Consider the following 21967-nt stretch of genomic DNA (forward strand, 5'->3'; position numbering starts at 1 on the left):
ATAAAAGCATTACCACTCCCAACCAATTCCTGTTCTTAGGATATAATCGGTATCGCTTGCATTTAATGCTGGTCGGTTATCATAATTCAATGAAAATCCTATACGAATAAACAGATCCCAAGGTAGATCATATTTAATATCTATATTGGTGTCAGCTCGAAAACGCCCTTTTTCAGTCATCCCACTGTATCCCATAAAAACAAAGGCTAAATTAAAATCTTGAATATCATACAAATTCAATTCCGTTCCATAAAAAGCCTCCCAGGTATTGCGATTACTGCCAGTATTAGTAAAGCGTTCCAGATTATTATTAACTCCGGCTTTTAAGCCCCAATAGGCCCTATTGGTTGCATATAGGTAGTTTCCAACACCTAGTTGGGTGTTAGCCCGTAAATCAATCTTTTGCTCTGTATTAGAAAGTGTATAGATACTGGCAATACCGTACCATTTTTTAATTAATAATCGACTGTATTTGAGCAAACCATCGGTTCGCTTTACAGGTTCGGTATTAGTTTGCGACGCCCGAAGGATATTGTAGGATGCTTCAACAGTAGATTTACTGGTTTTATAACCCATGGAACTTCGCAGTGAAAATTGACGGACATCCTGAGCTTTAGTCAAATTAAATCCAAGCTCTGCCGCTGCACTAAAACGATTGGAAAAGCCTTCCTTAAATTGCTTTAAATAGACAATATCCTTTTTAGGACAAACAATGTAAGTGGTGTCTGCGTCAAAGACTCGTACCTCGTCATCTGACACCGATTCAATTTGACCTTCATAAATCTCTGTTCTTATACTAACTAGAAAAACAGAGCTAGTCTGAATTCTTTTGATTTGTAACCATTTAATCTTAAAATTCTCATCCCCATCTAAAGCATCAATTTCAAGCATCCCTCTTTCCATTTTCTTAATCTCACCAATAATTTTGGTCCCCGAGCTAAAAACTAGCGTATCAGATTGAGCCATACCTTTCAACGTGCAAACCAAAGGTAATAGCACCGAAAGAATTGAATATAAGTGCTTTAATAATGTATTCATTTACCAAATATTACTTTACCGTCCTTTATGGTTTTCAAAACTTTAACACCTTTTAAATCTTCGGGATTTACCTTTAGCGGATTCTTTTCTAAGATTACAAAATCTGCAACTTTACCAGGTTCCAGAGACCCTTTCAAATTCTCATCAAAATGCTCATATGCGGCATGGATAGTAATTGCCTTAAGCGCCTGATAAGGTGTTGCTCTTTCGGCATCACCAACAATCACACCATTGCGGGATTCGCGGTTTACTGCAGACCAGACGGTCATCATTGGATTTAATGGTGTTACGGTTGCATCGGAGTGATTAGTGTACTTAATGCCCAATTTATCAGCTGAGGCTATAGGACTAAGAAAGCCTGCTCGTTCTTTGCCCAAATTCTCTATGTGAACATCTCCCCAAAAATAAGCATGATTGGTAAAAAAAGATGGTAATATATTATAATCTACATATTTCTGAAGCTGATCGGGTCTTACGAACTGAGAATGAATAATCACCGTTCTGCGATCTTTGTCTAAAGATTGTTCTAACACTTTACAAGCATTTTCATGTGCTGCTATAGCCATATCAATAGAAGCATCGCCGTTGCAGTGAATAAATAATTGATTGTTGTTTTTATACCCAGTAATAAATAATTTGTTCATGGCTTCCTGAGTTAGGCTTGGTAAACCCGTGCAGTTTTCTTCACAACCATCGACTGGCGTTAAATATGGCTTTGTGAAAAATGCTGTTTTTCCTTGTGGCGAACCATCACCTATTAGCTTAGTACCTTGTACTTTGAAACGATTACCATACGTGTTGAATGTAATAGTGCTATCCTTTAAATTTTGTTCTAATTCTGAATAACCGGCTAAGGCAATAAGGTCTATTATCATATTGCCGGCATCGGCTTGTTTCTGATAAAATTTAATCTTTCGTCTGTTGATCAGTCCATCCTGTGCAGTAGTAATGCCATTTTCAGCATAATAATTTTGGGTAGCAATGAAAAAGCCTTCGGCTTTGGTTTCAAGAATTTGAAGCATATTACCTACAAAAGGATACATAGCCGTTTCTTGAACTAACCCATTTGGCTCATTTGAATCTGGATATCTTCCAATATTCCCGCCTGGTGGATTAACACTTTCAGAAGTCACATTCATCATCTTGAGCGCCATACCGTTTGCAACACCCATATGACCACTGGTGTGGTCCAAATAAACAGGATTGTTTGGCAGAACCTCATCTATTTCTTTATTGGTTGGATGTCGCCCTTCTTCTAATAAATTCTCGTCATAACCCCATGCAAAAATCCATTCGCCGTCAGGAATCTTCTTTTCGATCTTATAACGTTTTAACATCTCTAGTATCTGAGGGATATTAGTAACCTCGCCAACTGGTGGCGGACTAATATTAAGCTGACCCATTGTATTAGAGACTTTTTCAAAGTGACTATGCGGATCAATAAATCCAGGAAGCATGGTATTTCCATTTAGATTGATTTTTTTTGCTCCAACATAATTATCTTCGGCATCTTTCATACTGCCAACGAAAACTATTTTACCATCCTGCTCCACCACAACTTCTGCATATTCAGGCGTAACTGAGGCCATAGTTATAATATCGCCATTGTAATAGAGGTTTGCATTCGTCTCCGTTTGTTCTGTTTTTTTTGAATCTGCACATCCTATATTTAGAAATGCTATGATCCCTAAGAGAAAAATATTCTTATTCATAGTTTTACATTTTATCTAATTGAAACTTGTATATATTAAATTATTTTGGAAACGCTGTAATTTCCATAGCGGCCGATGCCACTTCTAACTTTCCATTAGAATCCCTAATTGTTGAAAGCACACGCTCATAGATCCAATCTTTAGTGCCACCTCTCTTGTTATAATGGACCACATATCTTAAAGTCAATGTAATCCAGTTTTCGTCAAATCTCATAAAGACAAAAGGATCAACGCGTGCATGTTCAACCAAATATTTTGTTGTCATATTATGCCAATGTTCTTCAGCAACTTGCACGAAATCGCCTTGAGCTTCTATTAATATCTCAAGGAATTTCTCTTTTGCATATATGAAATCACAATGTGTTTTAATAGGTATTTGGATTTCATCCCAAAGAAATGGGAAATCTCCAGAATAATTATGTACTGGTGCTTTAAATATAAAGCTATTTGCTACTTTAGTAATTCTACCATTATAGCGGTCACCATTAATCCAATCGCCAGTTTCCATTAATGATGTTCTTAGAAGTCCTACATCAATTACATCACCTTTAATCCCACCTAACATGACACGATCTCCAACTTTAAAAAAGCTTGAAGAGTGTAAGACAAGATACCCAGCAAAACTTGCAATGACTTCTTGAAAGGCAAACGCCACTCCTGCCCCTGCAACACCAAGTAATACATTTAGGGCAGACAATTGACTACTGAAAACAACAAGAGTAACCACAAGAGCAGAAACATAACCAATGACGTTCACAAATTTTCGAGCACGATATTTAGAACTTGTGTCTTCTATATGACGCGGAATAATTCGCTTAATCAATTTAGAAATAATGATAATTGCTATAATTGATATAACAACCGTTATGATATTAATGCCTAAAGGTGTTTTAAAGAATTTGATGATCTCTTCCATGATATATTCCTCTCAAATTGAATTAATAGTTAAAAACAATGTTAACAAAAGCACCCGTCCAGGTATCTGTGGTATCCGTTAGCGCAGTAATTCCATCTCCTGCCAACCCAACACTAAATCCTGCATTAAAAAATATGTTCTTATTGATTACTCGGTTGTACTCTATAAAGAAATCATCTCCCAAACCTCGTTCAGTTACACCTGATACAACGGTAGAACCACCATCTGAAAAGTCTACCCTAGCCGCTTGACCGAACTGAATTGGACTTCTAAGTTGATGAACTGCAATATTTGTATAACGCAAAGTAATAATATCTCGTGGTGAGGGTACCATTCTAAAACTAAATGTAAAAGCCTTAACGTTTGAATTAATAAATACCATTGATGATTTTGAGCCCGTGGACCAGGCACTAGGAGAACCTTCATAGTATAGAGGATCAAATCGTTCAAGACCTTCCGTATTTGGATCATCTCCTGAGAAGATCTGATAAGCCAGCATCAATGTAGGTCGCCACTTAACATTAGTAAGATCATAGCCTATTTGGGCGCGACCTCCCCAAGCATTTAGATCAATCCTACTATTCCATTGGTAGGCAAAATCAATGGCTGTAAAGAAGTTTTCTAGTTCATTTTTAAAAGGGTAAGACTTACCATAAAAGTTAATGGCGTTTAAATCCTCCCTAGCACCAAATGTAATTTCTGGAGGTCCATCCCCATTGGGAGCAGCCTTTGGATATGGTGCATTAGAACTAACAACATTCACATAACTTAGTCCTATATATTTATTTGCAGATTTGTATAAATTAACGTCAAAACCAACAATCTCATTTTCGGTATCATTAGACGGCAGTTCATTAGGATCAATATAAAATCCTGTAACATTAAGATCTTTTACTTTTAATTTTCCAACAGCTCCCATTTCCCAAGCCTTACGTGGGCCAAATTTTAAGGCTCCTCGTTCAAATCCACTAACGCCTCCATTGGCGATGAGCATCCCAGTGCCAAGTTTTAATTCCTGAGCCCCAACTGAAAAGTCTAAACTACTGGTTTCGTTTAGAGCGAATTTATAACCAATATGTGCTTGTTCAATTGTGGTACGACCAGTATTGCCTTCGTCAAAAGCGTCGGTACCTAAAGTTGATGACCAAACCAAAGATATCTTTCCATATAAATTGGAAGTTTTAGAGTCTCCTGGAATAAACGAAAAGCCAAGACCTGGCTTTGCATAATTTTCAAACCATTGGGTGTCCGAGTCGTAATCCAGTTCTGGAACGTCTGCTAAATTCCAAAACAGATTATTCTCTGCAACCAAATTACTTCCAAATTGCAAGTAGCCCTGTACTTTGAATTTTTCAGAATCATGTAAGGTCAGAAAGTTTGTTTCCTGAGCACATAGTAGAGTACTACATATTAGGAAATTTAAAAATAGTAATGGTTTTAATTTCATAAGGTTGGTATATTATAGTTGGTAATATTTTTAGGTTAGTCGACTTTCATAAAAGCCAATACTTCCTCTTCATCTTTGTTAAAAAATACTAAGATGTTGTCATCTGTAAATTTATAGTTATCAATATTCTTTAAAGCGTTTATATAACGTTGAGGGAACTCCATTTCAGGACACATTTTGCGAGTGCTGCCTACATTTCCGAGTGTAATTTTTTCTTCTGAAAGTTTTGAAATCGTTCCAAAATACTCATTACAACCATCGTTACCGTAAAATTTCATGTCTGTTGTGTTAAATTCTATCCTCGGTACTGTAACCATTCTATTAATAGGGTTTCCTTCAACCCTTACAGCACTCCATATATCATGTATTCTCATATTTTTCTTGGTACCTGAATATTTTTTAAATTCTAAAATCACTTTTTCTGCACTATTTTTAAATGTTAGGCTAGAATCATTTACTTCATATATTTTTACTTGATTCATAAGATTCACATATTGGTCCTCATAATTTCCTTCTACACACATTTTTAGTGTTGTGGCAATATTTTCAAGAACTATGTCTTTTTCTCCTAATTCAGAAATACTACCTGTGTAACTATTGCAACCTGTGTTTCCACTTAACTGCATTTTAGCAAGATCAATCTGCAACATGGGTATTTGCATACTATCACTAAGAAGTTCACCATTGATTTTTTCCAATTGCCAATCGGACTGCAATAACGTATTCATAACTGTCTTAGATTCTTTTGAGTTACATGAGGTGATAAGAATTAAAATACTGAAAACAATCCCGTTTTTTTTCATGGTTTAGTCTGATTTAAATTTACGTTTACCTGTCAAATATCCTAGATAGAAGGGTAATCCCAATACTACCATAAAGAGTAAAATAAAGTACAAGATTAAATTGCGTAGTGTTTTGCCTATACTATCAAAAGCATTTTCGATACCACTTTCAACCAAGGCATCTGCTTTAGTCAACAATGCAATCCGTTCACGTTGAATAATCGAATCAAGCGCGACGCGTTCACGCGCCAACATCATATCAATATCTTGGACATCGGAAGACAAACTTTTCATAGCCGAACCAATCTCATAATTCAAATTTCTGAATAACGGACTAATATTACTTCTGAATTCCTTGATTGCCTCTTCAATGGTCTCTGGGGAATTTTCTGCAACAACAATTAATCGATTGAATTGAGCTTCGATTTCTGCGAGTTTTGCCTCAAAGGCAATTGAATCTAATCCTTTATCTTTTAGAATCATTTCAGCTTTCCAATTAAATCGTTTTCCCGATGCATCAGAGTAATAGCCAAATCTATTGGTTGCATCGGCTACAACCTCAGACAAAGTTCCTACAGTTTGAACTGCAGTACTATCCGGAATATTCTTAAATTTTAGATAGGATTCACGTACTGATTGATGCTTAAACTCTTTTTGCATGAACAAAGGTGTATTCTCAGCATGTTCTTTTACAAAGTTTTTTATTTGACTATATTCCTCCTTTGGAAGTACATTTAAGGCAATATTATCAATCTCTTTAATATTTTTATCAATGGCCTCTAAGGCGAGTCCTTTATGCGTTCCAAAAATGCCATCTAATTCAGGTAATTCCAAAGACTGTTTTGCTTCAAGGAAATAGGCCCATGTATCCATCAGAGCAACCTTAGGTTCGGTTTGAAAACTTACTTTTCCCAATTCTTCAGAGGTTTGAATTTTCCAGTGTAACGTATTTATTTGAATATTCTTTTTGTCCGGGTACAGACTGGAGATACTGTCTGCAGCTAATTCAACGCGATCCATAGCTGTTCTCGCAAAATTTTGTGTAAGTAACCTGGTGTTAAGCTCTCTAACTCCCAAAGGCTTTTGTTCACTTTCAATTTTAACCAGAGAACATGACGTAACCAACAACATGATCGTCATAACTCTTAGTATTTTGAAAGCACGTTTTTTTTGTATTTGATGTTTGAATTGAAAGCTCAGCATAGTAATGAAATGGTTTAATGACCAGAATCGTCATTCTGATTTTGTTTCTTTAAATTGGTTAGCTTTTTGATGATAGATGGTTTATTAAAATAATTTAGAGCACCAAGTACAAGCACTAATATCGAAATACCTATTAGTTCATTCCCATGTATATGTTCTAAATCCAAGGTAAAGAGATGTCTAACAATGGCAATCATTGCAATCTCATAAATTATCACCAGATATTTAGAATGTGCTTCAGACTTAACAAAAACAAAGAAGGACTGGATCAATTCAATGATAATGGTTAACATTAGAATACCTGCGATAAATCTTTGGACATGATTAACAAATAAACCGGAGGTATCTACCCGATCTGTCGAAAAATCAAACACCACCAGACTATTCGTTAGTGTTCGCCAGATTAACACGATAAGTTCAACCGTTGAAAAGATTAGAATAATAAATAGAGCGACTATAATTACCCAATAAAATCCCTTAATCAGTTTTTCAATTATACTCATAGATACATCACTAATTAATTAGTATATAAGTTCCAAGTTATTGATCCATAATTCGCTTCCTATTGCTCCAGTGAAGAAGTCTCCAAGAGCACTTGAAGAAAATACAACCGTGATATGCGTAGGTGTATCTGAGGGATTTCCCCAGAATTCCCCTTCACGAATGTTTGCATATTCGAACTCAGGATCTGCTGAAGTGAGTTCTCCATATTTCACTGGGATCTCAATGGTAGTCCAATCTTGAACGGTATTAGCACTACGGAACCAACCAGTACCTATACGCTCCACAGTATCTCCTTCTCTTTTTTCTAACAAAACGTAGATATCACATTGATCGCCCCCTGATAAAGAATTCCCGTCAGCATCTTCATAGGAGTCCCCTGGTAGATATCTATATTCTACCCTAAAGGCATCTGGGCGACCATTAAATGGTGTGCCAAAATCTATGTTTGATCTAGGGTCTGTAGGATTTGGAAAGCCCTCTGTAAATCTGCCTGTAAATAATGTGGCCGCTGCCATTCGTACCAGTAAAGGAGCGGCTACACTGGTAAGTTTTACTGCAAAATCACCATTACCAAGATCTTCTGGATTTGTATTTGCATCTCCTGCTATGGCTAATGCACGATTAGCGGTTCCCCAAACCGTATTATCTGCACTTTCTCCTGGTTGTTGATAACTTCCGACTGCATACCATAGGTCAAAATCACTATTTGGTAATTGTGGATTGGGTAAAGCAGGAATAGCTGTCACAGTCCATATCGCGGTTGAATTATTCTCTGCTGTAACCGTATAATTTACAGGTTGAGTAAAATCCTGTGGACTATCCTTAGATGGTGATATCTCAGCGAGATTGGAGATCTCAATCAAAGATGGTACTACCCCAGTAAGACCTGCTTCTTCACTCATTGGAATAATGATCGTTTTATCTGCAATATTTATAGTGGTCAAACCTGCCTGACCAGGCAATTGAAAGGCCTTAATATCATTGAAAGGTGACTTATCAAACGCATCGTCACTTATACAATTAGTAAAAGTGGATACTAAAAAGATCAGTAATAGAAAGGAAGATATATATTGTTTCATTTTTATATTCTAAAAGTTATCATTGGTATTTCGTCTAGAAATAATAGGCTACTCCCAAATTCAATTCTAGTAAATTCAACTTAAGATCTATTTTGGTTTCAGAAATACGCTGTCGGTTGGCTTCATCATTATTAGTTACTAATTCCTCAACTCGAGTTGAAAACCCCGCAACATTTACACGTGTTTCAAATGCCCAATTCTTTGTAAAGAACAAGGCTACTCCAGGGCTAACACCTACATCAAATTCAAAGAAATCGCTTTCAATCTTATCGACATTATCACTACGGTAGATTCTCTGCAGAGACTCACCAAATGTGAATCCAAGTTCAGTCTGAACCAAAATTTGCAATTTGCCTTTACCTAAAGGAATATAATTCCTCATATTTGGCGTTATTGACAAACCGCGTTGCAATCTTTTCGAATTCAATTCGGCATCATTCTCATCTGTGTAAAGAATATCTTCTTTCGATTCACCATAGCCTAATGACAAACCAAGAGTAAAGTTATCTTTAATGGCATATCCACCATTACCAACTATCCTGAAGGTATATCGCTCCTGATCTATTACCTGCCGCAATAATTGGTCTTCATTCTCTGCATTTCTGCTATTCAGTGAAAACGTTAAAGATGTGTAATATCTGCCTTTAGTAATCCCATATTCGGTTTCAGACAAATCTTGATCTTGTCCATGGGTATTAAAAAACAGGCTTAAACCAATTAAAAATATGAAGTTATGTCGAAGTTTAATCATAGAAATTAATTTGAATCATTTAGATAATAAGTATTTAGCAACTGCATGATAGGCTGGTAGCGATGTAGGATCTATCTTAGAATTCTTCGCTTCCGGATGAGAAGAAAATCGCACCAAAACCATCTCGGCTTTTGGATCAATATAAATAGTTTGCCCATGCACGCCTCTTGCGGCAAAAGCTCCATGTTCATTATGAGTGTGCCACCACATATTGCGATAACTCCATCCTTTTAAAGAGGAATAAGCAGATTTACTGAAGGCCTCTTTGTCACCACCATTCATAATATCTTCAATAAGTTCCTGAGGTAAAATCTGTTTTCTATTAAACTTACCCTTTTTTCGTATCATTTCACCAAACATTGCCATATCTCTCATATTGGCACTAAAACCACCACCTGCAAAGGCGATTCCAGCCCCATCAATCTGAAAGTAACCATCATAATGGGTCCCAAGCGGCTGCCAGATACGTTCTGACAATAACTCAGGAATACTTTTACCAGTGACTCTCGAGACAATCCATCCCATTACATCCGTATTGACAGTCTTGTACCCAAATATTTCACCATGCTCACCTTCCTTTTGTACAGTTTTTAAATACTCATAATAATTGGAAGGACCATTCTCTATTTTAGAAAATGGATTTCCTGCAGCCGAAAATGCCCATATCTCGGCCTTTGGATTTGAATAGTCTTCACTATACTTCAGTCCGGTGGTCATATCCAAAATCTCCCTTATCGTTGCATCACCAAATGCAGAACCTTTAAGTTCTGGAATATAGTAAGCTCCTCTCTTATTTTCATCTAGCAAACCCTCTTCAACTAAAAGGCCACCTAAAGTACCTGTAAATGTCTTACTTACAGACATAGCCGCGTGAAGACCATCGGGTTTTAATTCACCAAAATACTTTTCATAGACTATTTTGCCCTTGTGCAGAATAAGCATCCCATCGGTATAGTTCTTAGAAAGTGATTCTCTCCATAACATCGGTTTAGGATCATTTGTTGGCATAAATGCAATGTTATCTATAGCATTATCGAGCCTTACTTTAAATTTATAGCGTTTACCATTAGAAGCCTTAACTACAGTAGTTGGCATAAACTGTCGCATATGACAAACACTATAGCGTAATGCTGGAAACCGAAAGAAACTTCCATCAATAGCAGAAACTATTTTATCATCTGATGGAGGAAAACCCTGCATCCAACCCATTTTTACTGGGTCTGATTCATTAAAATCCAAGTAGTTTTGCCCAAATATATTGGCTTGGATACTTGCCATTAAAACTAGAAAAGAAAAGCGTAATTTTCGCATGTGTCAAAAGTTTTTCGTGATACCAAATGAAATTAAAAGCCCTCTGTTGTCTAAAGTCTCCCTTTTTATTGGAAATTCCGCAACAGAAGTGATGTTAAAGCCTCCTCCAAGTGATTTACCTATTATAGGCGAAAAAACTAGGTCGAAGTTGTTATTTTCGAAATCGTTGATAATTCTGGGTTCGAATACAAAGAACCAGCCAGAGCTCATAAATTTTGCCAAAAAAGTCCTGATTGTAAAAACACTTAAGGCTGGGAAATCAATATTTCTTGATAAATGAAAAAGATATTGAGGCTGTATTGCAAAAAACAAACTGGAATTAATCGTGTAAGAATAGGTTAAAGATGGATTAACTGAAAAATATTGACTTCCAAAACCTAAAGGTCCTGTTGGCAAAGTAAACTCAGCGGCGCCTGCAAGTGCATGTTTCCCTTTTACATAAAAGGCATTTAAAATAGAAAAACGTAAATCACCAGCTTTGGTTTCGAAAGTTCCGCTGGGCAACCCATTATTGAGGGTTATAATTTCTGGCTTTAAAGCAAAACTCCATCGATTAACACCAATTGTAAAATTCAATCGGTTATTTATTTGGGCTCTGTTATCTGATTTGTCATAATACCATATGGAATAGACCAGTTTAGTTACCACTCGAGTAGGATCGACACCCGACTGCGTTCTCAATGTCTCAAGTTTCGTAGAGTCTTGAGCCTGTTGCCCCAAGCAGACAAAACAAAACATCCAAAGTAAAATAGCAAGAGAAAGAGTGCTTCTGCGAAACATGGCTGATGGTGTTAGAGTTATTTTGTTTCGATTTAGGAAATCACTATTTCATGTACCATTAGCACAGAAACAGTTGTTTACAATATAAAAAAAATAAAATTTTTTTTTATATTTTTTTGATAAAGTTATTTTTTGGATAATAAGAGCTTACAAATAAATATCTTATATTGTTATTAATAATCATAGATATGACCAAATTTAGTAAGGGTGAAAAGACCAAAAAAACTATTGTTAAAAGAGTCAATAAACTTTTTAACAAAAAAGAAATGCTCTTAACTTGGGATGAAATGGCCGCTGAACTTAATTTAAGTAGAAGTATAATCACCAATTATTTTCCAAGGAAGGAACTTTTGATTCTGGCAATATATTATGAGTTTGAACATACGCTTAAGCTATTTCTTAAGAATCATAACCAAAATTCTGAAGCCACTAGTTTACAGCATCTCAAAGTATATTATTCTGGTGTTATGGATTTGTTGTTTGAGTATCGTTTTTCGATTTCTTACGTTTTGGTTAATCCTATGAATGATGAAGCTTTGAGAAGTCATTTGGATAGCACTTATGAAAACAATAAGATTAGACTTCTTGATAGAATAAAAAATCTTGTGAAATTTGGCATTATAAACAAAGCGCTATTAAAAGATGACAACTTCTCCTCGTTCACTTTTCAGCACACAAACTTGCTAACTACTTGGGTTATTAGCTATCGTTTATATGATAAAAACTTAGGGTATAAAAAAATGAAACCTATTTACCTCAAAGGTGTTTTAGACTGCTACTTGCCTTACTTAACGTCAAAAGGCAAATTTGATTATGATAATCTTTAATTGAACTTTTATCAAATTTATTCTTGATCGCATTAATTACAACTTTATTTAATTTGAAAAACACAACCAAGCTTTGCAGTATTGTTTGAAGTTAAATGAACACAAATTTTTTTTAAATTATAGGCCATTTATTAAACATATAAAATCATGAAAACTTATTTACCAGCAATTTACTTTTTTATAGGTATGTTATTTTTTTCTTGTTCATCAACTAAAGTTATTTCTGACTTTGATGATACCGCAAATTTTAAAAGCTACAAAACCTTTGCTTTCTCAAAAGAAGCTAAACAAATTCCAGTTGACGACTTGGTTAAAACCAGAATCCTAAACAGTATTATCTCAAATCTTAAAAATAAAGGTTTAAGTGAATCCGATACACCAGATATTATAGTTGATCTCGCTGTAAAAACAAAAAACAAAAAAGACTATGCGAATACAAACGTCAATATTAGCAGTGTTTGGGGCAAGCGTTGGCGATTTAGAACCGGCATAGGCAAATCTTACAGTAAAGAAATTAACTACAAAGAGGGCACCTTGATTATTAATCTTATAGATAAGGCGAAGAATCATCTCGTCTGGAAAGGGTCTGGAACAGATATTGTAAAGACCAAGAACTTAAATAAGGACGCTATCAATGAAGGAATAGGTAAAATCCTAGAAAGCTATCCATCTTTTTAATCTGCCTCAACTAAATATTTAGCATCAAAGCCAAGAATATCATGAAAAAATTAGCACTATTTATTAGTATTTTGTTTTGTTCTTTTCTAACTGCCAGTGCACAATTGGAATACAAAGTTATAACTAGCGTTGAATCTATAGTACCAAGTGGATTAGGGCGGTCTAGACTAATATCATCTAATGTTGAACGCGATTACGGCGAGTTTACATCCGAGCGCTCAAGTGATGAAAAAGAAAATAGCAGAAATAAATCAAAACGAAGCGATATTAGAATAAAAGACTTTGAAGAGACAAAGTTGCTTAATTTTTTTAATCTAGGCGGTATCCGTTTTCAAAATATTGTTGCTAATGATGCGGTAATAAGCTCTAAACTTACCTCAATGGCAGAGGACGGCTGGGAACTTGTCTTTGTATCTAGTGCTGTTGAAAGTGATGCTGGAAAGGATGACGGACAAGGGATTTTTATTACGCGTTATATTTTTAAAAGAAACTTAAACTAAAAAGGCTCGCGTTTGCGAGCCTTTTTAAATCCGATTCTAGTGATTTATTATCTCTTCTTGGTGATTAATGGACTCCTGGTGAATTGCCTTAAACATGCGGAGAATAAATTCTTCACTTAAATTCTTTTCCTCTCCTTCTAAAATCATTTTACCAAGGATTTCGTTCCAACGTTTAGATTGTAAAACAGCAACGTTGTAATCTTTCTTTAATTGGCCAATATCGTCTGCTACTTTCATACGTTTTCCCAAAATCTCAATTAATTGATGATCAATTACATCAATTTTTGTTCTGAGGGTGTTTATTTTATTGTTAAACGCAGCATCATCTCCTGTTTCTTTTCTTATTCTTAAATCCTCAGTGTACTTAATTAGTGCTTCTGGTGTAATTTGCTGTGCCGCATCACTCCATGCATTATCAGGATCGTGATGGGTTTCTATCATCAGGCCGTCGTAATTAAGGTCTAATGCAGTTTGACTCAGATCAAAAATTATATCACGCTTTCCTGCAATATGGGAAGGGTCTAAAATTAGAGGTAAATCCGGAAAACGGTTTTGTAAATCTATTGCAATCTGCCATTCTGGATTATTTCTGTAACGTGTTTTTTCATAGGTTGAAAACCCTCGGTGTATCACGCCTAAATTCTTCACATCTGCTGTGTAAAATCGCTCTACAGCCCCTAACCAAAGTGATAAATCTGGATTGACAGGATTTTTAATTAAAACAGGTTTATCAGTACCTCTTAAAGCTTCAGCAATCTCCTGCACAATAAAAGGACTTACCGTTGTTCTTGCTCCTATCCAAAGCACATCTACATCGTGATTTAAAGCCAGCTCTACATGGTTTGGGTTGGCCACTTCAGTGGTAATCATCATTCCAGTCTCTTGCTTTGCCTTTTGCAACCATTTTAAACCTAAAGCTCCTACACCTTCAAAATTGCCAGGACGTGTTCTAGGTTTCCAAATACCTGCTCTAAAAATAGTAGCATCACTATCTTTTAGTTGATGGGCTATATTTAAAACCTGTTCCTCTGTTTCTGCACTGCATGGTCCTGCAATTACAAGCGGATGCTCTAAGTTAAAGGCATCTAACCAGTTTCTCAATTCCTTTTTATTTTCCATTTTGCTATTTTTCTCTTTTTCTAATTTTTATTTTATTCCGTTTAAAATATGTTTAATGTGGTTGGCATCTTCCATTTCTTTAAAAACTGCCTCAAAATCTTCATTTTCCATTAGTTTTTTAAAGTGCTTTAGGTTAGAAATGTATTCATCCAAAGTCTCAATAACATTTGTTTTGTTTTGTTGAAAAATTGGTGTCCACATAGCTGGAGAGCTTTTGGCAAGCCTCACTGTACTTTCAAAACCACTGCCTGCCATATCGAAAATATCCCTTTCGTTTTTCTCTTTTTCAATAACTGTTTTTCCTAACATAAATGAACTGATATGAGATAAATGCGAAACATAGGCAATGTGCTTGTCATGTGCCTTGGGATTCATATATCTTATTCGCATTCCCAAATCTGAAAACAATTTTAATGCGCGTTCCTGTAGCTTAAAGGCTGTGTCTTCAACTTCACAAATTATATTAGTTTTGTTTTTATAAAGCCCCTTAATTGCGGCTTTTGGTCCAGAGAATTCAGTTCCTGCTATTGGATGTGCAGCCAAATAATTCCTTCGCCTAGGATGATTTTTAACCTGAAGGCAAATGTCTTCCTTTGTAGAGCCAGCATCAAAAACTATGGTTTCTTCAGAAATGTTATCAAGTACTTCTGGTAATACGTTTAATGTTGCATCTACAGGTATAGCAATAACAACTAAATCTGCAGATTTTAAATCTTGTAATGATGCTTCTGCATCAATTATACCGACTTCTTTAGCTTCTTGTAAGTGACTTTTATTTGTATCTATACCAAAAATCTTACAATTAGGGTAAATTCCTTTGATGTCTAAAGCAAAGCTCCCTCCAATTAAACCAACTCCTATTACAAATACACTATTCATAGCATCTATACTCTAGCAATAGCCTCCTCAATTAATTCTTCTGAAGCACATAAGGAAAACCTTATGTAACCCTCCCCATTACTTCCAAAAACCGTACCTGGTGTAATAAATATGGAATGTTCTTTTAGTACCAAATCTGTAAATTCTTCAGACTTTAAATGCGGCGGCAATTTAGCCCAAACGAACATACCAGATGTATCTTTGTCATAAGTACAGTTTAAATCTGTTGCTAATTTCCAAATAAGCTCTCTTCTTTGTTGGTAAACACTGTTTAAACTTACAAACCATAAATCAGAACATTTTAAAGCTTCGATTGCTCCTTTTTGTACGCCATAAAACATGCCAGAATCCATATTACTCTTTACTTGTAAAACGGCCTTAACAAAATCGTAATTCCCAACCAGCATACCAACACGCCAACCTGCCATATTGAATGTTTTGCTGAGCGAATTTAACTCTATACACACATCTTTAGCATTTCGATATCGCATTATACTTATTGGTTTGTCATTTAAAATAAAACTGTATGGATTATCATTTACAATTAAAATATTATGGCGTTTGCCAAATGCAATTACTTCGTCATAAAATTTATTTGTTGCCTTTGCACCTGTTGGCATGTGCGGATAACTAATCCACATTATCTTAACCTTACTTAGATCCAGACGTTCTAAGGCTATAAAATCTGGCAACCAATTTGTGTCCTCTGTTAAATCATAATAAACGGGGCTTGCCTCTATGAGCTTAGTTACTGCAGCATAAGTAGGGTAACCAGGATTTGGAACCAACACCTCATCTCCTGGGTTTAGAAATGCCATGGAGATATGCATTATCCCTTCTTTACTTCCTAAAAGAGGTAGTATTTCTGTTTGTGAACTTAGGTTTACTTTATACCTCTTCTTATAAAAGTTCGCAATCTCATCTCTTAATTCCGGTAAACCTTGATAGCTTTGGTATTTGTGTGCTCCTTCATCTGCAAGACTATCCTGCAGTACTGATGTCGCTTTAATTGGTGGTTCTAGATCAGGACTACCAATTCCTAAATTGATAATAGGTTTTCCCTGAGACTTTAAAAACGCAACTTCTCTTAATTTTTTGGAGAAATAGTATTCTTCTACATTTTTTAATCGATTTGCAACTTCAATCATAATCTCGCATTTTTATATTCTCCTAATATTTTAAAGTCTTCGGCCATAAGGGTTATAATAGATTTTGCCTTGGCGTAATCATCATACGTATCAAAAGTCACATCGACAAAAAAAGCATACTTCCAAGGTGTATCAATTTTTGGCAAGGATTGTATTTTGGTTAAATTAAGCTTGCAATCACTCATAACATTGAGGAGGGTTGCCAAGCTCCCTCGCTTGTGATCTAAAATAAACTTTAAGGATGCCTTATTAAGTAATTGAGGATTTATAAACGGACTCTCTCGTTTTACAATTACAAAGCGCGTTTCGTTGTGTTTAATTGTTTGAATACTTTCTGCTAGGATATTAAGACCAAACATCAATGCCGCATTTTTACTTGCGATTGCTGCAACACCATGCGTATTTTCCTCAGAAATTAGCCGCGCAACATCTGCCGTATCCTTGGCTTCTACAAGTTTGATATGTGGATAATTTTTTAGGAATTCCTTGCACTGCAATAATGCCATGGGATGAGAATGAACCTCCTTAATATCGTTAATAGAATGACCATTTAATGCCATAAGATTATGTTGAATATCTAGAAAGTACTCACCTACAATCTTTAAATTGTTCTTATCCAACAAGGCATAGTTTGGCAAAATAGATCCTGCAATAGAGTTTTCCAGTGCCATAACGATATCATCCGTTTTACCATTTAATAAATTATCTACAGCACTGTCAAAAGACATGCATTCAATTACATTATCACTTCCATTAAAGTAGTGCCGCACCACTTCATGATGGAAAGAACCTCTTATTCCTTGTATTGCTATTGGCTTGCTCATAATAAAAAAGTCCCGATTAAATCGAGACTTTTATAATTATATTTTTCAATTAAACATACTAAGCCTCGCTCCTTTTGCTAAAAAAGAAATAAAACCAGCTGTAATATGTTTGCGTATTATTCATTGTCATTATTCTGTCGCTAAAGTAAATAATATTTTTACAATTAAAAATTGAAAGCATTTTTTTTGAATAATAATTGAAATTTTTAAACATTTATAAATAACTATAGGTCTAAATTTTAGATTACTTACTTTTGAATAAACACTGATAAAATGTCTATTGAGGTCACAAATATTACAAAGCGCTATAAAAATCAAAAAGCTTTACATAACGTTTCATTTAAGGTAAATGATGCTGAAATTGTTGGATTTCTAGGTCCTAATGGCGCGGGTAAGTCTACAATGATGAAAATCTTAACAACCTATATAAATGCAAATGAGGGTAAAGCAAAAGTAAATGGGTATGATGTTATTAATAATAAAAAAAATGTACAGCAAAGTGTTGGCTATTTACCAGAGCACAATCCTCTTTATATCGAATTATATGTAAAGGAATACCTTAATTTTAATGCTGATGTCTACGGTGTACCCAAATCTAGGATTAATGAGGTTATTGAACTTACTGGATTAACGCCTGAAGCACACAAAAAAATAAGTCAATTATCCAAGGGCTACAGGCAGCGCGTAGGATTGGCAAATGCATTGCTACATAATCCTGATGTCTTAATTCTCGATGAACCAACGACAGGTCTAGATCCAAACCAGCTTGTTGAAATTAGAAACTTGATTAAATCCATAGGGAAAGAGAAAACGGTATTTCTATCTACTCATATCATGCAAGAGGTGGAAGCCATGTGCGATCGTGTGATTATAATTAACAAAGGTGAAGTTGTTGCAGACAAATACCTGAAAGATTTAAGAGATGGCCAGGAGCAAATTGTTGTCGTAGAATTTGATTACCGCGTTGAAGATGCGTTTCTGCTAAAACTACCAAAAGTTAAATCTGTAAAAAACACTACTGGGTTTGTTTATGAAATTACATTTACCACAAAGGAAGACATGAGATCGTATGTCTTTGATTTTGCCCATGATAACGCACTTAAAATTTTACAGCTCAATCAAAAGAATGCAAGCTTAGAGAGTTTGTTTAGGGATTTGACTAATTAAACAGCAGAGTACCAGTATAAAGAATACTAACATCTACCATAGGTGGCTCATTTAATGAAATTACATCTCCTGTCCCTCGTATTACACCAGTCAGAGACTGCTGTGGATTTATAATCATATCGTTGCTACCACGATGATTTATATCAACGTCTTGAGCAATGAGATTCTGGCCTTCAAACCTACCTGAGCCTGAAAAAAATCCTATGAACAATTCATCGACTTCCCCTTCTATGTAGAAGAAGGAGATATTGTTTGATATTATGGATAGTTGTTGTGCATCAATTTGCATTCTGAAATCGCCAACAGTAAACTCACTACCACCATTAAAATCCTCAGACTGTAAGGTTAGATCTGTAAAATTAAGAATACCATCAGACGACACATCATACTGTGAGGATGTTCTAATTTCCGACAAATCCGGAGCCTCCACATAAACCTTTGTGATACCAAAATCTCTCACAAAATTGCAGGTATTGTTATCTGTTAAAATTAAACGATTACCTATTACTTCAACTTCAACATCATTTAGTAAGTTTTCTCCTGTTTCAACCGTTACTTTATAATCCTGTGCTTGCTTAATTATCAATTCAATATCTCTATTGACCAAAATCTCGTCAAAATCTGTCACCTCAACCTCAACTTGTATAATGTCTCCTGAGGTCTGGAAACAATCGTTTGCACTTTCGCTATCACAGGCAAATAATAACACTATGGCTATGTAAATAATTCTTTTCATAATCTAACACCTATACCAAATTCTACTGCTTCAGCTTTTGCACCATGTGATTTTAAGGTAATTGCTCCAAATAGTTTATCACCAAAATAGCGTTTTAATCCAATACGTATGTAGGTTCTACCCTCAAAATCAAATGGGTAGTAAATGTAATACCCCAATTGTGTTTCAACGGACATTTTATTGATGAACAACTCGTGCCCTGCAAATAGCCCAACACGTCTATAATCTTCATCTCCAGTTACATTTTCCTCTGGAAATGAAACAGACTGATAATAAATCAACTCTTTTAAAAAGTTGGCAAAAAAAGCATCCACACCAATCTGAACTGCACTTACATGACTTAATCGTTTATCTGCATATGCGGATAGTACATAAAATGGAAATTGGCCACTATTAATCACATCACTCTCATTTATGCCAGTTCTAAAGGCAAGATTATAGCGGATCGGTTCTGTATATGTTTTCCCTTGTTCGTTTTCATTATAAATCAACTCCCTTTCACTTTGAGACAAATCATAGGTTAGACCAACGTTTAAAGCTATGGTATTAATACTTGTATTTGGTGCTTTAACATTAGCATTAGAATAATGAATTAAGGACAATCCACCTTGCACACCAATACGCCTAAAAACGTTGTCTTTCTTATAATTTATCATAAGATAAGTTGAACTCAAAAACCGAGATCCAAAAGCGATATTCTTTGGGTTTTTGGTCTTGTCATAGGGATTAGTGTTATAAGCAATCCCTTGTGCCACGCGAAGCGATAGGTGTCTTTTAAAAAAGTAGAAATTATAATGAGCATACAATCCAAAATTATCACCAAGTCGCTCGTCTACTAAGTCTTGAAAAATGAACGAGGCTCCGTAATCGGGAAAATTATAACGTTGTTCCCAAGCCTCATCCCCAAAAGTCTTTTTGTTCCAGCTGAAAATAAATCCCTGAGGTCTGCCACTAATTAAGTGCAAAATATCTGTATTGTGAAGTGCAATATTACCAGTGAAATAATTGAGGTCCAAATAAGTCTCTGAAGCCTTTTGACTTTGAGAAAAAACCATACAACTCAACAGAAAAAAAAGGAAACTAAGCCTTTGCCTCATAGATAACTAATAAGTCGTAAAAATAAATGTTTTTATTTAAGAGTATCTTAAGCAATTAAGGTTTTCTGTTATCATTTTAATATGTATTTTTGCCTCGAAAATTAGAGGAATGATTTGACTGATTGCAACCTCTGGAAAAAATGCTAAAGACAGTGTTAACTTTCCCAACAATTACGTCAAATCCATAGATAAAATTAATTATATGGCGTATTTATTTACCTCAGAAAGTGTGTCTGAAGGACATCCTGATAAAGTAGCAGACCAAATTAGCGATGCTTTAATCGACAATTTTTTAGCCTTTGATCCAGAATCTAAAGTTGCTTGCGAAACTTTGGTAACAACAGGTCAGGTTGTACTCGCAGGAGAAGTAAAGTCTAACACTTATTTAGACGTACAGAAAATTGCTAGAGACACCATAAATAAGATTGGATATACTAAGGGCGAATATATGTTCGATGGAAATTCGTGTGGTGTCTTATCGGCCATTCATGAACAATCAGAGGACATTAATCGAGGTGTTGATAGAGCTACCAAAGAAGAGCAAGGTGCTGGAGATCAAGGAATGATGTTTGGTTACGCTACGAATGAAACCTATAATTACATGCCATTGGCACTTCACCTTTCCCACTTAATATTAAAGGAGCTAGCAACATTGCGCCACGAAAGTAATGAAATTCCTTATTTGAGACCGGATTCTAAAAGTCAGGTTACCATAGAATATAGCGATGACAATGTCCCACAAAGAATAGAAGCTATAGTTATATCTACGCAACATGACAACTTTGACGATGAAGAAAAGATGCTTAAAAAAATTAAGGAAGACATCATTGGCATATTAATACCAAGAGTATTAGCAAAAGTTCCAGATGACATAAGAGCCTTATTTACTGATAAGATTAAATATCACATTAATCCAACAGGAAAGTTTGTAATTGGTGGCCCGCATGGCGATACTGGTTTAACAGGAAGAAAGATTATAGTTGATACGTATGGTGGCAAAGGCGCTCATGGTGGTGGAGCATTTTCTGGTAAAGACCCAAGCAAAGTAGATCGAAGTGCAGCTTATGCAACGAGACATATAGCCAAAAATCTAGTTGCAGCCGGTTTATGTGATGAAGTCTTAGTACAAGTATCTTATGCCATTGGTGTGGTAGAACCAATGGGTATTTTTATTGATACCTATGGTACCTGTCCTTTTAATATAACCGATGGTGAAATTGCCCAAAAAGTTTCTCAGATTTTTGATATGCGACCTGCAGCAATTGAAAAACGACTAAAACTGCGACAACCTATGTATAGTGAAACCGCGTCATACGGACATATGGGACGTGAAAACAAAACCGTTCAAAAAACCTTTGAACAACCGAATGGTGAAAAACGCACTATGGATGTAGAATTATTTACTTGGGAAAAACTAGATTATGTCGACAAGATAAAAGAGGCATTTGATTTATAAGTCTAAACAATAA

General features: G+C 35.4%; 22 protein-coding genes. 5 read left to right on the forward strand and 17 right to left on the reverse strand.

Translation table 11 applies throughout. The annotated features are described in order from the left end of the window. Positions 1-9: 9 nt before the first annotated feature. The 11 genes from LBU54_RS12020 to LBU54_RS12070 all read right to left on the reverse strand — a co-directional run bounded on the left by LBU54_RS12020 (position 10) and on the right by LBU54_RS12070 (position 11523). Positions 10-1038 (reverse strand): DUF481 domain-containing protein, encoded by a 1029-nt coding sequence (locus LBU54_RS12020; protein ID WP_224530005.1) that lies wholly within the window; start codon positions 1036-1038, stop codon positions 10-12. Then, positions 1035-2750: an amidohydrolase gene (locus LBU54_RS12025; protein WP_224530007.1), complete on the reverse strand. Its 1716-nt coding sequence runs from the start codon at positions 2748-2750 to the stop codon at positions 1035-1037. The genes LBU54_RS12020 and LBU54_RS12025 overlap by 4 nt, the downstream gene beginning before the upstream one ends. A gap of 40 nt (positions 2751-2790) precedes the next feature. Further along, on the reverse strand, positions 2791-3666 hold the full coding sequence (locus LBU54_RS12030; RefSeq protein ID WP_224530010.1) for a mechanosensitive ion channel family protein: 876 nt from the start codon (positions 3664-3666) through the stop codon (positions 2791-2793). A gap of 22 nt (positions 3667-3688) precedes the next feature. Further along, positions 3689-5113 carry an alginate export family protein gene (locus tag LBU54_RS12035; RefSeq protein ID WP_224530013.1) on the reverse strand — a complete coding sequence of 475 codons (1425 nt, stop codon included), beginning with the start codon at positions 5111-5113 and terminating at the stop codon, positions 3689-3691. Between the two features lie 35 nt (positions 5114-5148). Beyond that, on the reverse strand, positions 5149-5916 hold the full coding sequence (locus LBU54_RS12040) for an META domain-containing protein (RefSeq protein ID WP_224530016.1): 768 nt from the start codon (positions 5914-5916) through the stop codon (positions 5149-5151). A 3-nt stretch (positions 5917-5919) separates the two neighbouring features. Next, positions 5920-7035: a hypothetical protein gene (locus LBU54_RS12045; RefSeq protein ID WP_224530018.1), complete on the reverse strand. Its 1116-nt coding sequence runs from the start codon at positions 7033-7035 to the stop codon at positions 5920-5922. Positions 7036-7112: 77 nt separating this feature from the next. Then, positions 7113-7601, reverse strand: coding sequence for a phosphate-starvation-inducible PsiE family protein (locus LBU54_RS12050; RefSeq protein WP_224530022.1), 489 nt, complete (start codon positions 7599-7601; stop codon positions 7113-7115). Positions 7602-7619: 18 nt separating this feature from the next. Then, positions 7620-8681 carry a PCMD domain-containing protein gene (locus LBU54_RS12055; protein ID WP_224530025.1) on the reverse strand — a complete coding sequence of 354 codons (1062 nt, stop codon included), beginning with the start codon at positions 8679-8681 and terminating at the stop codon, positions 7620-7622. A 34-nt stretch (positions 8682-8715) separates the two neighbouring features. Beyond that, the gene (locus LBU54_RS12060) at positions 8716-9432 is read right to left on the reverse strand and encodes an outer membrane beta-barrel protein (RefSeq protein WP_224530028.1); all 717 of its coding nucleotides are present in this window, start codon (positions 9430-9432) and stop codon (positions 8716-8718) included. A gap of 15 nt (positions 9433-9447) precedes the next feature. After that, positions 9448-10743: a serine hydrolase domain-containing protein gene (locus LBU54_RS12065; RefSeq protein ID WP_224530031.1), complete on the reverse strand. Its 1296-nt coding sequence runs from the start codon at positions 10741-10743 to the stop codon at positions 9448-9450. Between the two features lie 3 nt (positions 10744-10746). Further along, positions 10747-11523: a hypothetical protein gene (locus LBU54_RS12070; RefSeq protein ID WP_224530033.1), complete on the reverse strand. Its 777-nt coding sequence runs from the start codon at positions 11521-11523 to the stop codon at positions 10747-10749. A 188-nt stretch (positions 11524-11711) separates the two neighbouring features. On the opposite strand from LBU54_RS12070, the gene LBU54_RS12075 reads away from it, so the two are divergent. From LBU54_RS12075 to LBU54_RS12085, 3 genes are all read left to right on the forward strand, one after another. After that, entirely contained in the window at positions 11712-12350 is a 639-nt protein-coding gene (locus LBU54_RS12075) for a TetR/AcrR family transcriptional regulator (protein ID WP_224530036.1), read from the forward strand. Positions 12351-12497: 147 nt separating this feature from the next. Further along, a complete protein-coding gene (locus tag LBU54_RS12080) occupies positions 12498-13028 on the forward strand; it encodes a DUF4136 domain-containing protein (RefSeq protein WP_224530039.1) in 531 nt (176 codons plus the stop codon). A 41-nt stretch (positions 13029-13069) separates the two neighbouring features. Beyond that, on the forward strand, positions 13070-13528 hold the full coding sequence (locus tag LBU54_RS12085; protein WP_224530041.1) for a hypothetical protein: 459 nt from the start codon (positions 13070-13072) through the stop codon (positions 13526-13528). 36 nt (positions 13529-13564) lie between these two features. On the opposite strand, the gene LBU54_RS12090 is transcribed toward LBU54_RS12085, so the two are convergent. From LBU54_RS12090 to LBU54_RS12105, 4 genes are read right to left on the reverse strand one after another with little or no spacing between them, the layout of a single operon-like run. Beyond that, positions 13565-14647 (reverse strand): bifunctional 3-deoxy-7-phosphoheptulonate synthase/chorismate mutase type II, encoded by a 1083-nt coding sequence (locus tag LBU54_RS12090; RefSeq protein WP_224530044.1) that lies wholly within the window; start codon positions 14645-14647, stop codon positions 13565-13567. A gap of 27 nt (positions 14648-14674) precedes the next feature. Then, the gene (locus LBU54_RS12095; RefSeq protein WP_224530045.1) at positions 14675-15526 is read right to left on the reverse strand and encodes a prephenate dehydrogenase; all 852 of its coding nucleotides are present in this window, start codon (positions 15524-15526) and stop codon (positions 14675-14677) included. A 5-nt stretch (positions 15527-15531) separates the two neighbouring features. Then, a complete protein-coding gene (locus LBU54_RS12100; RefSeq protein WP_224530048.1) occupies positions 15532-16674 on the reverse strand; it encodes a pyridoxal phosphate-dependent aminotransferase in 1143 nt (380 codons plus the stop codon). Beyond that, a complete protein-coding gene (locus LBU54_RS12105) occupies positions 16671-17498 on the reverse strand; it encodes a prephenate dehydratase (protein ID WP_224530050.1) in 828 nt (275 codons plus the stop codon). Before LBU54_RS12105 ends, LBU54_RS12100 begins: the two co-directional genes overlap by 4 nt. Before the next feature lie 273 nt (positions 17499-17771). On the opposite strand from LBU54_RS12105, the gene gldA reads away from it, so the two are divergent. Then, positions 17772-18665 carry a gliding motility-associated ABC transporter ATP-binding subunit GldA gene (gldA, locus tag LBU54_RS12110; protein ID WP_224530052.1) on the forward strand — a complete coding sequence of 298 codons (894 nt, stop codon included), beginning with the start codon at positions 17772-17774 and terminating at the stop codon, positions 18663-18665. Here gldA and LBU54_RS12115 read toward each other — a convergent pair. Together LBU54_RS12115 and LBU54_RS12120 are read right to left on the reverse strand one after the other, a co-directional pair. After that, positions 18658-19401 carry a head GIN domain-containing protein gene (locus tag LBU54_RS12115; RefSeq protein ID WP_224530054.1) on the reverse strand — a complete coding sequence of 248 codons (744 nt, stop codon included), beginning with the start codon at positions 19399-19401 and terminating at the stop codon, positions 18658-18660. The genes gldA and LBU54_RS12115 overlap by 8 nt on opposite strands. Continuing rightward, a complete protein-coding gene (locus tag LBU54_RS12120; RefSeq protein WP_394370860.1) occupies positions 19398-20498 on the reverse strand; it encodes an acyloxyacyl hydrolase in 1101 nt (366 codons plus the stop codon). Before LBU54_RS12120 ends, LBU54_RS12115 begins: the two co-directional genes overlap by 4 nt. Before the next feature lie 202 nt (positions 20499-20700). On the opposite strand from LBU54_RS12120, the gene metK reads away from it, so the two are divergent. Further along, positions 20701-21954 carry a methionine adenosyltransferase gene (metK, locus tag LBU54_RS12125; protein WP_224530060.1) on the forward strand — a complete coding sequence of 418 codons (1254 nt, stop codon included), beginning with the start codon at positions 20701-20703 and terminating at the stop codon, positions 21952-21954. Positions 21955-21967 lie beyond the last annotated feature (13 nt).

This window comes from Winogradskyella alexanderae (assembly GCF_020166335.1).
Classification (GTDB): domain Bacteria; phylum Bacteroidota; class Bacteroidia; order Flavobacteriales; family Flavobacteriaceae; genus Winogradskyella; species Winogradskyella alexanderae.

Coding starts and splice junctions, on each gene's coding strand:
- LBU54_RS12065 (WP_224530031.1), bottom strand. CDS start 10,743: ATGCGAAAATTACGCTTTTCTTTTCTAGTTTTAATGGCAAGTATCCAA.
- LBU54_RS12060 (WP_224530028.1), bottom strand. CDS start 9,432: ATGATTAAACTTCGACATAACTTCATATTTTTAATTGGTTTAAGCCTG.
- LBU54_RS12080 (WP_224530039.1), top strand. CDS start 12,498: ATGAAAACTTATTTACCAGCAATTTACTTTTTTATAGGTATGTTATTT.
- metK (WP_224530060.1), top strand. CDS start 20,701: ATGGCGTATTTATTTACCTCAGAAAGTGTGTCTGAAGGACATCCTGAT.
- LBU54_RS12100 (WP_224530048.1), bottom strand. CDS start 16,674: ATGATTGAAGTTGCAAATCGATTAAAAAATGTAGAAGAATACTATTTC.
- gldA (WP_224530052.1), top strand. CDS start 17,772: ATGTCTATTGAGGTCACAAATATTACAAAGCGCTATAAAAATCAAAAA.
- LBU54_RS12075 (WP_224530036.1), top strand. CDS start 11,712: ATGACCAAATTTAGTAAGGGTGAAAAGACCAAAAAAACTATTGTTAAA.
- LBU54_RS12020 (WP_224530005.1), bottom strand. CDS start 1,038: ATGAATACATTATTAAAGCACTTATATTCAATTCTTTCGGTGCTATTA.
- LBU54_RS12085 (WP_224530041.1), top strand. CDS start 13,070: ATGAAAAAATTAGCACTATTTATTAGTATTTTGTTTTGTTCTTTTCTA.
- LBU54_RS12115 (WP_224530054.1), bottom strand. CDS start 19,401: ATGAAAAGAATTATTTACATAGCCATAGTGTTATTATTTGCCTGTGAT.
- LBU54_RS12090 (WP_224530044.1), bottom strand. CDS start 14,647: ATGGAAAATAAAAAGGAATTGAGAAACTGGTTAGATGCCTTTAACTTA.
- LBU54_RS12120 (WP_394370860.1), bottom strand. CDS start 20,498: ATGAGGCAAAGGCTTAGTTTCCTTTTTTTTCTGTTGAGTTGTATGGTT.
- LBU54_RS12025 (WP_224530007.1), bottom strand. CDS start 2,750: ATGAATAAGAATATTTTTCTCTTAGGGATCATAGCATTTCTAAATATA.
- LBU54_RS12035 (WP_224530013.1), bottom strand. CDS start 5,113: ATGAAATTAAAACCATTACTATTTTTAAATTTCCTAATATGTAGTACT.
- LBU54_RS12095 (WP_224530045.1), bottom strand. CDS start 15,526: ATGAATAGTGTATTTGTAATAGGAGTTGGTTTAATTGGAGGGAGCTTT.
- LBU54_RS12040 (WP_224530016.1), bottom strand. CDS start 5,916: ATGAAAAAAAACGGGATTGTTTTCAGTATTTTAATTCTTATCACCTCA.
- LBU54_RS12105 (WP_224530050.1), bottom strand. CDS start 17,498: ATGAGCAAGCCAATAGCAATACAAGGAATAAGAGGTTCTTTCCATCAT.
- LBU54_RS12050 (WP_224530022.1), bottom strand. CDS start 7,601: ATGAGTATAATTGAAAAACTGATTAAGGGATTTTATTGGGTAATTATA.
- LBU54_RS12055 (WP_224530025.1), bottom strand. CDS start 8,681: ATGAAACAATATATATCTTCCTTTCTATTACTGATCTTTTTAGTATCC.
- LBU54_RS12070 (WP_224530033.1), bottom strand. CDS start 11,523: ATGTTTCGCAGAAGCACTCTTTCTCTTGCTATTTTACTTTGGATGTTT.
- LBU54_RS12045 (WP_224530018.1), bottom strand. CDS start 7,035: ATGACGATCATGTTGTTGGTTACGTCATGTTCTCTGGTTAAAATTGAA.
- LBU54_RS12030 (WP_224530010.1), bottom strand. CDS start 3,666: ATGGAAGAGATCATCAAATTCTTTAAAACACCTTTAGGCATTAATATC.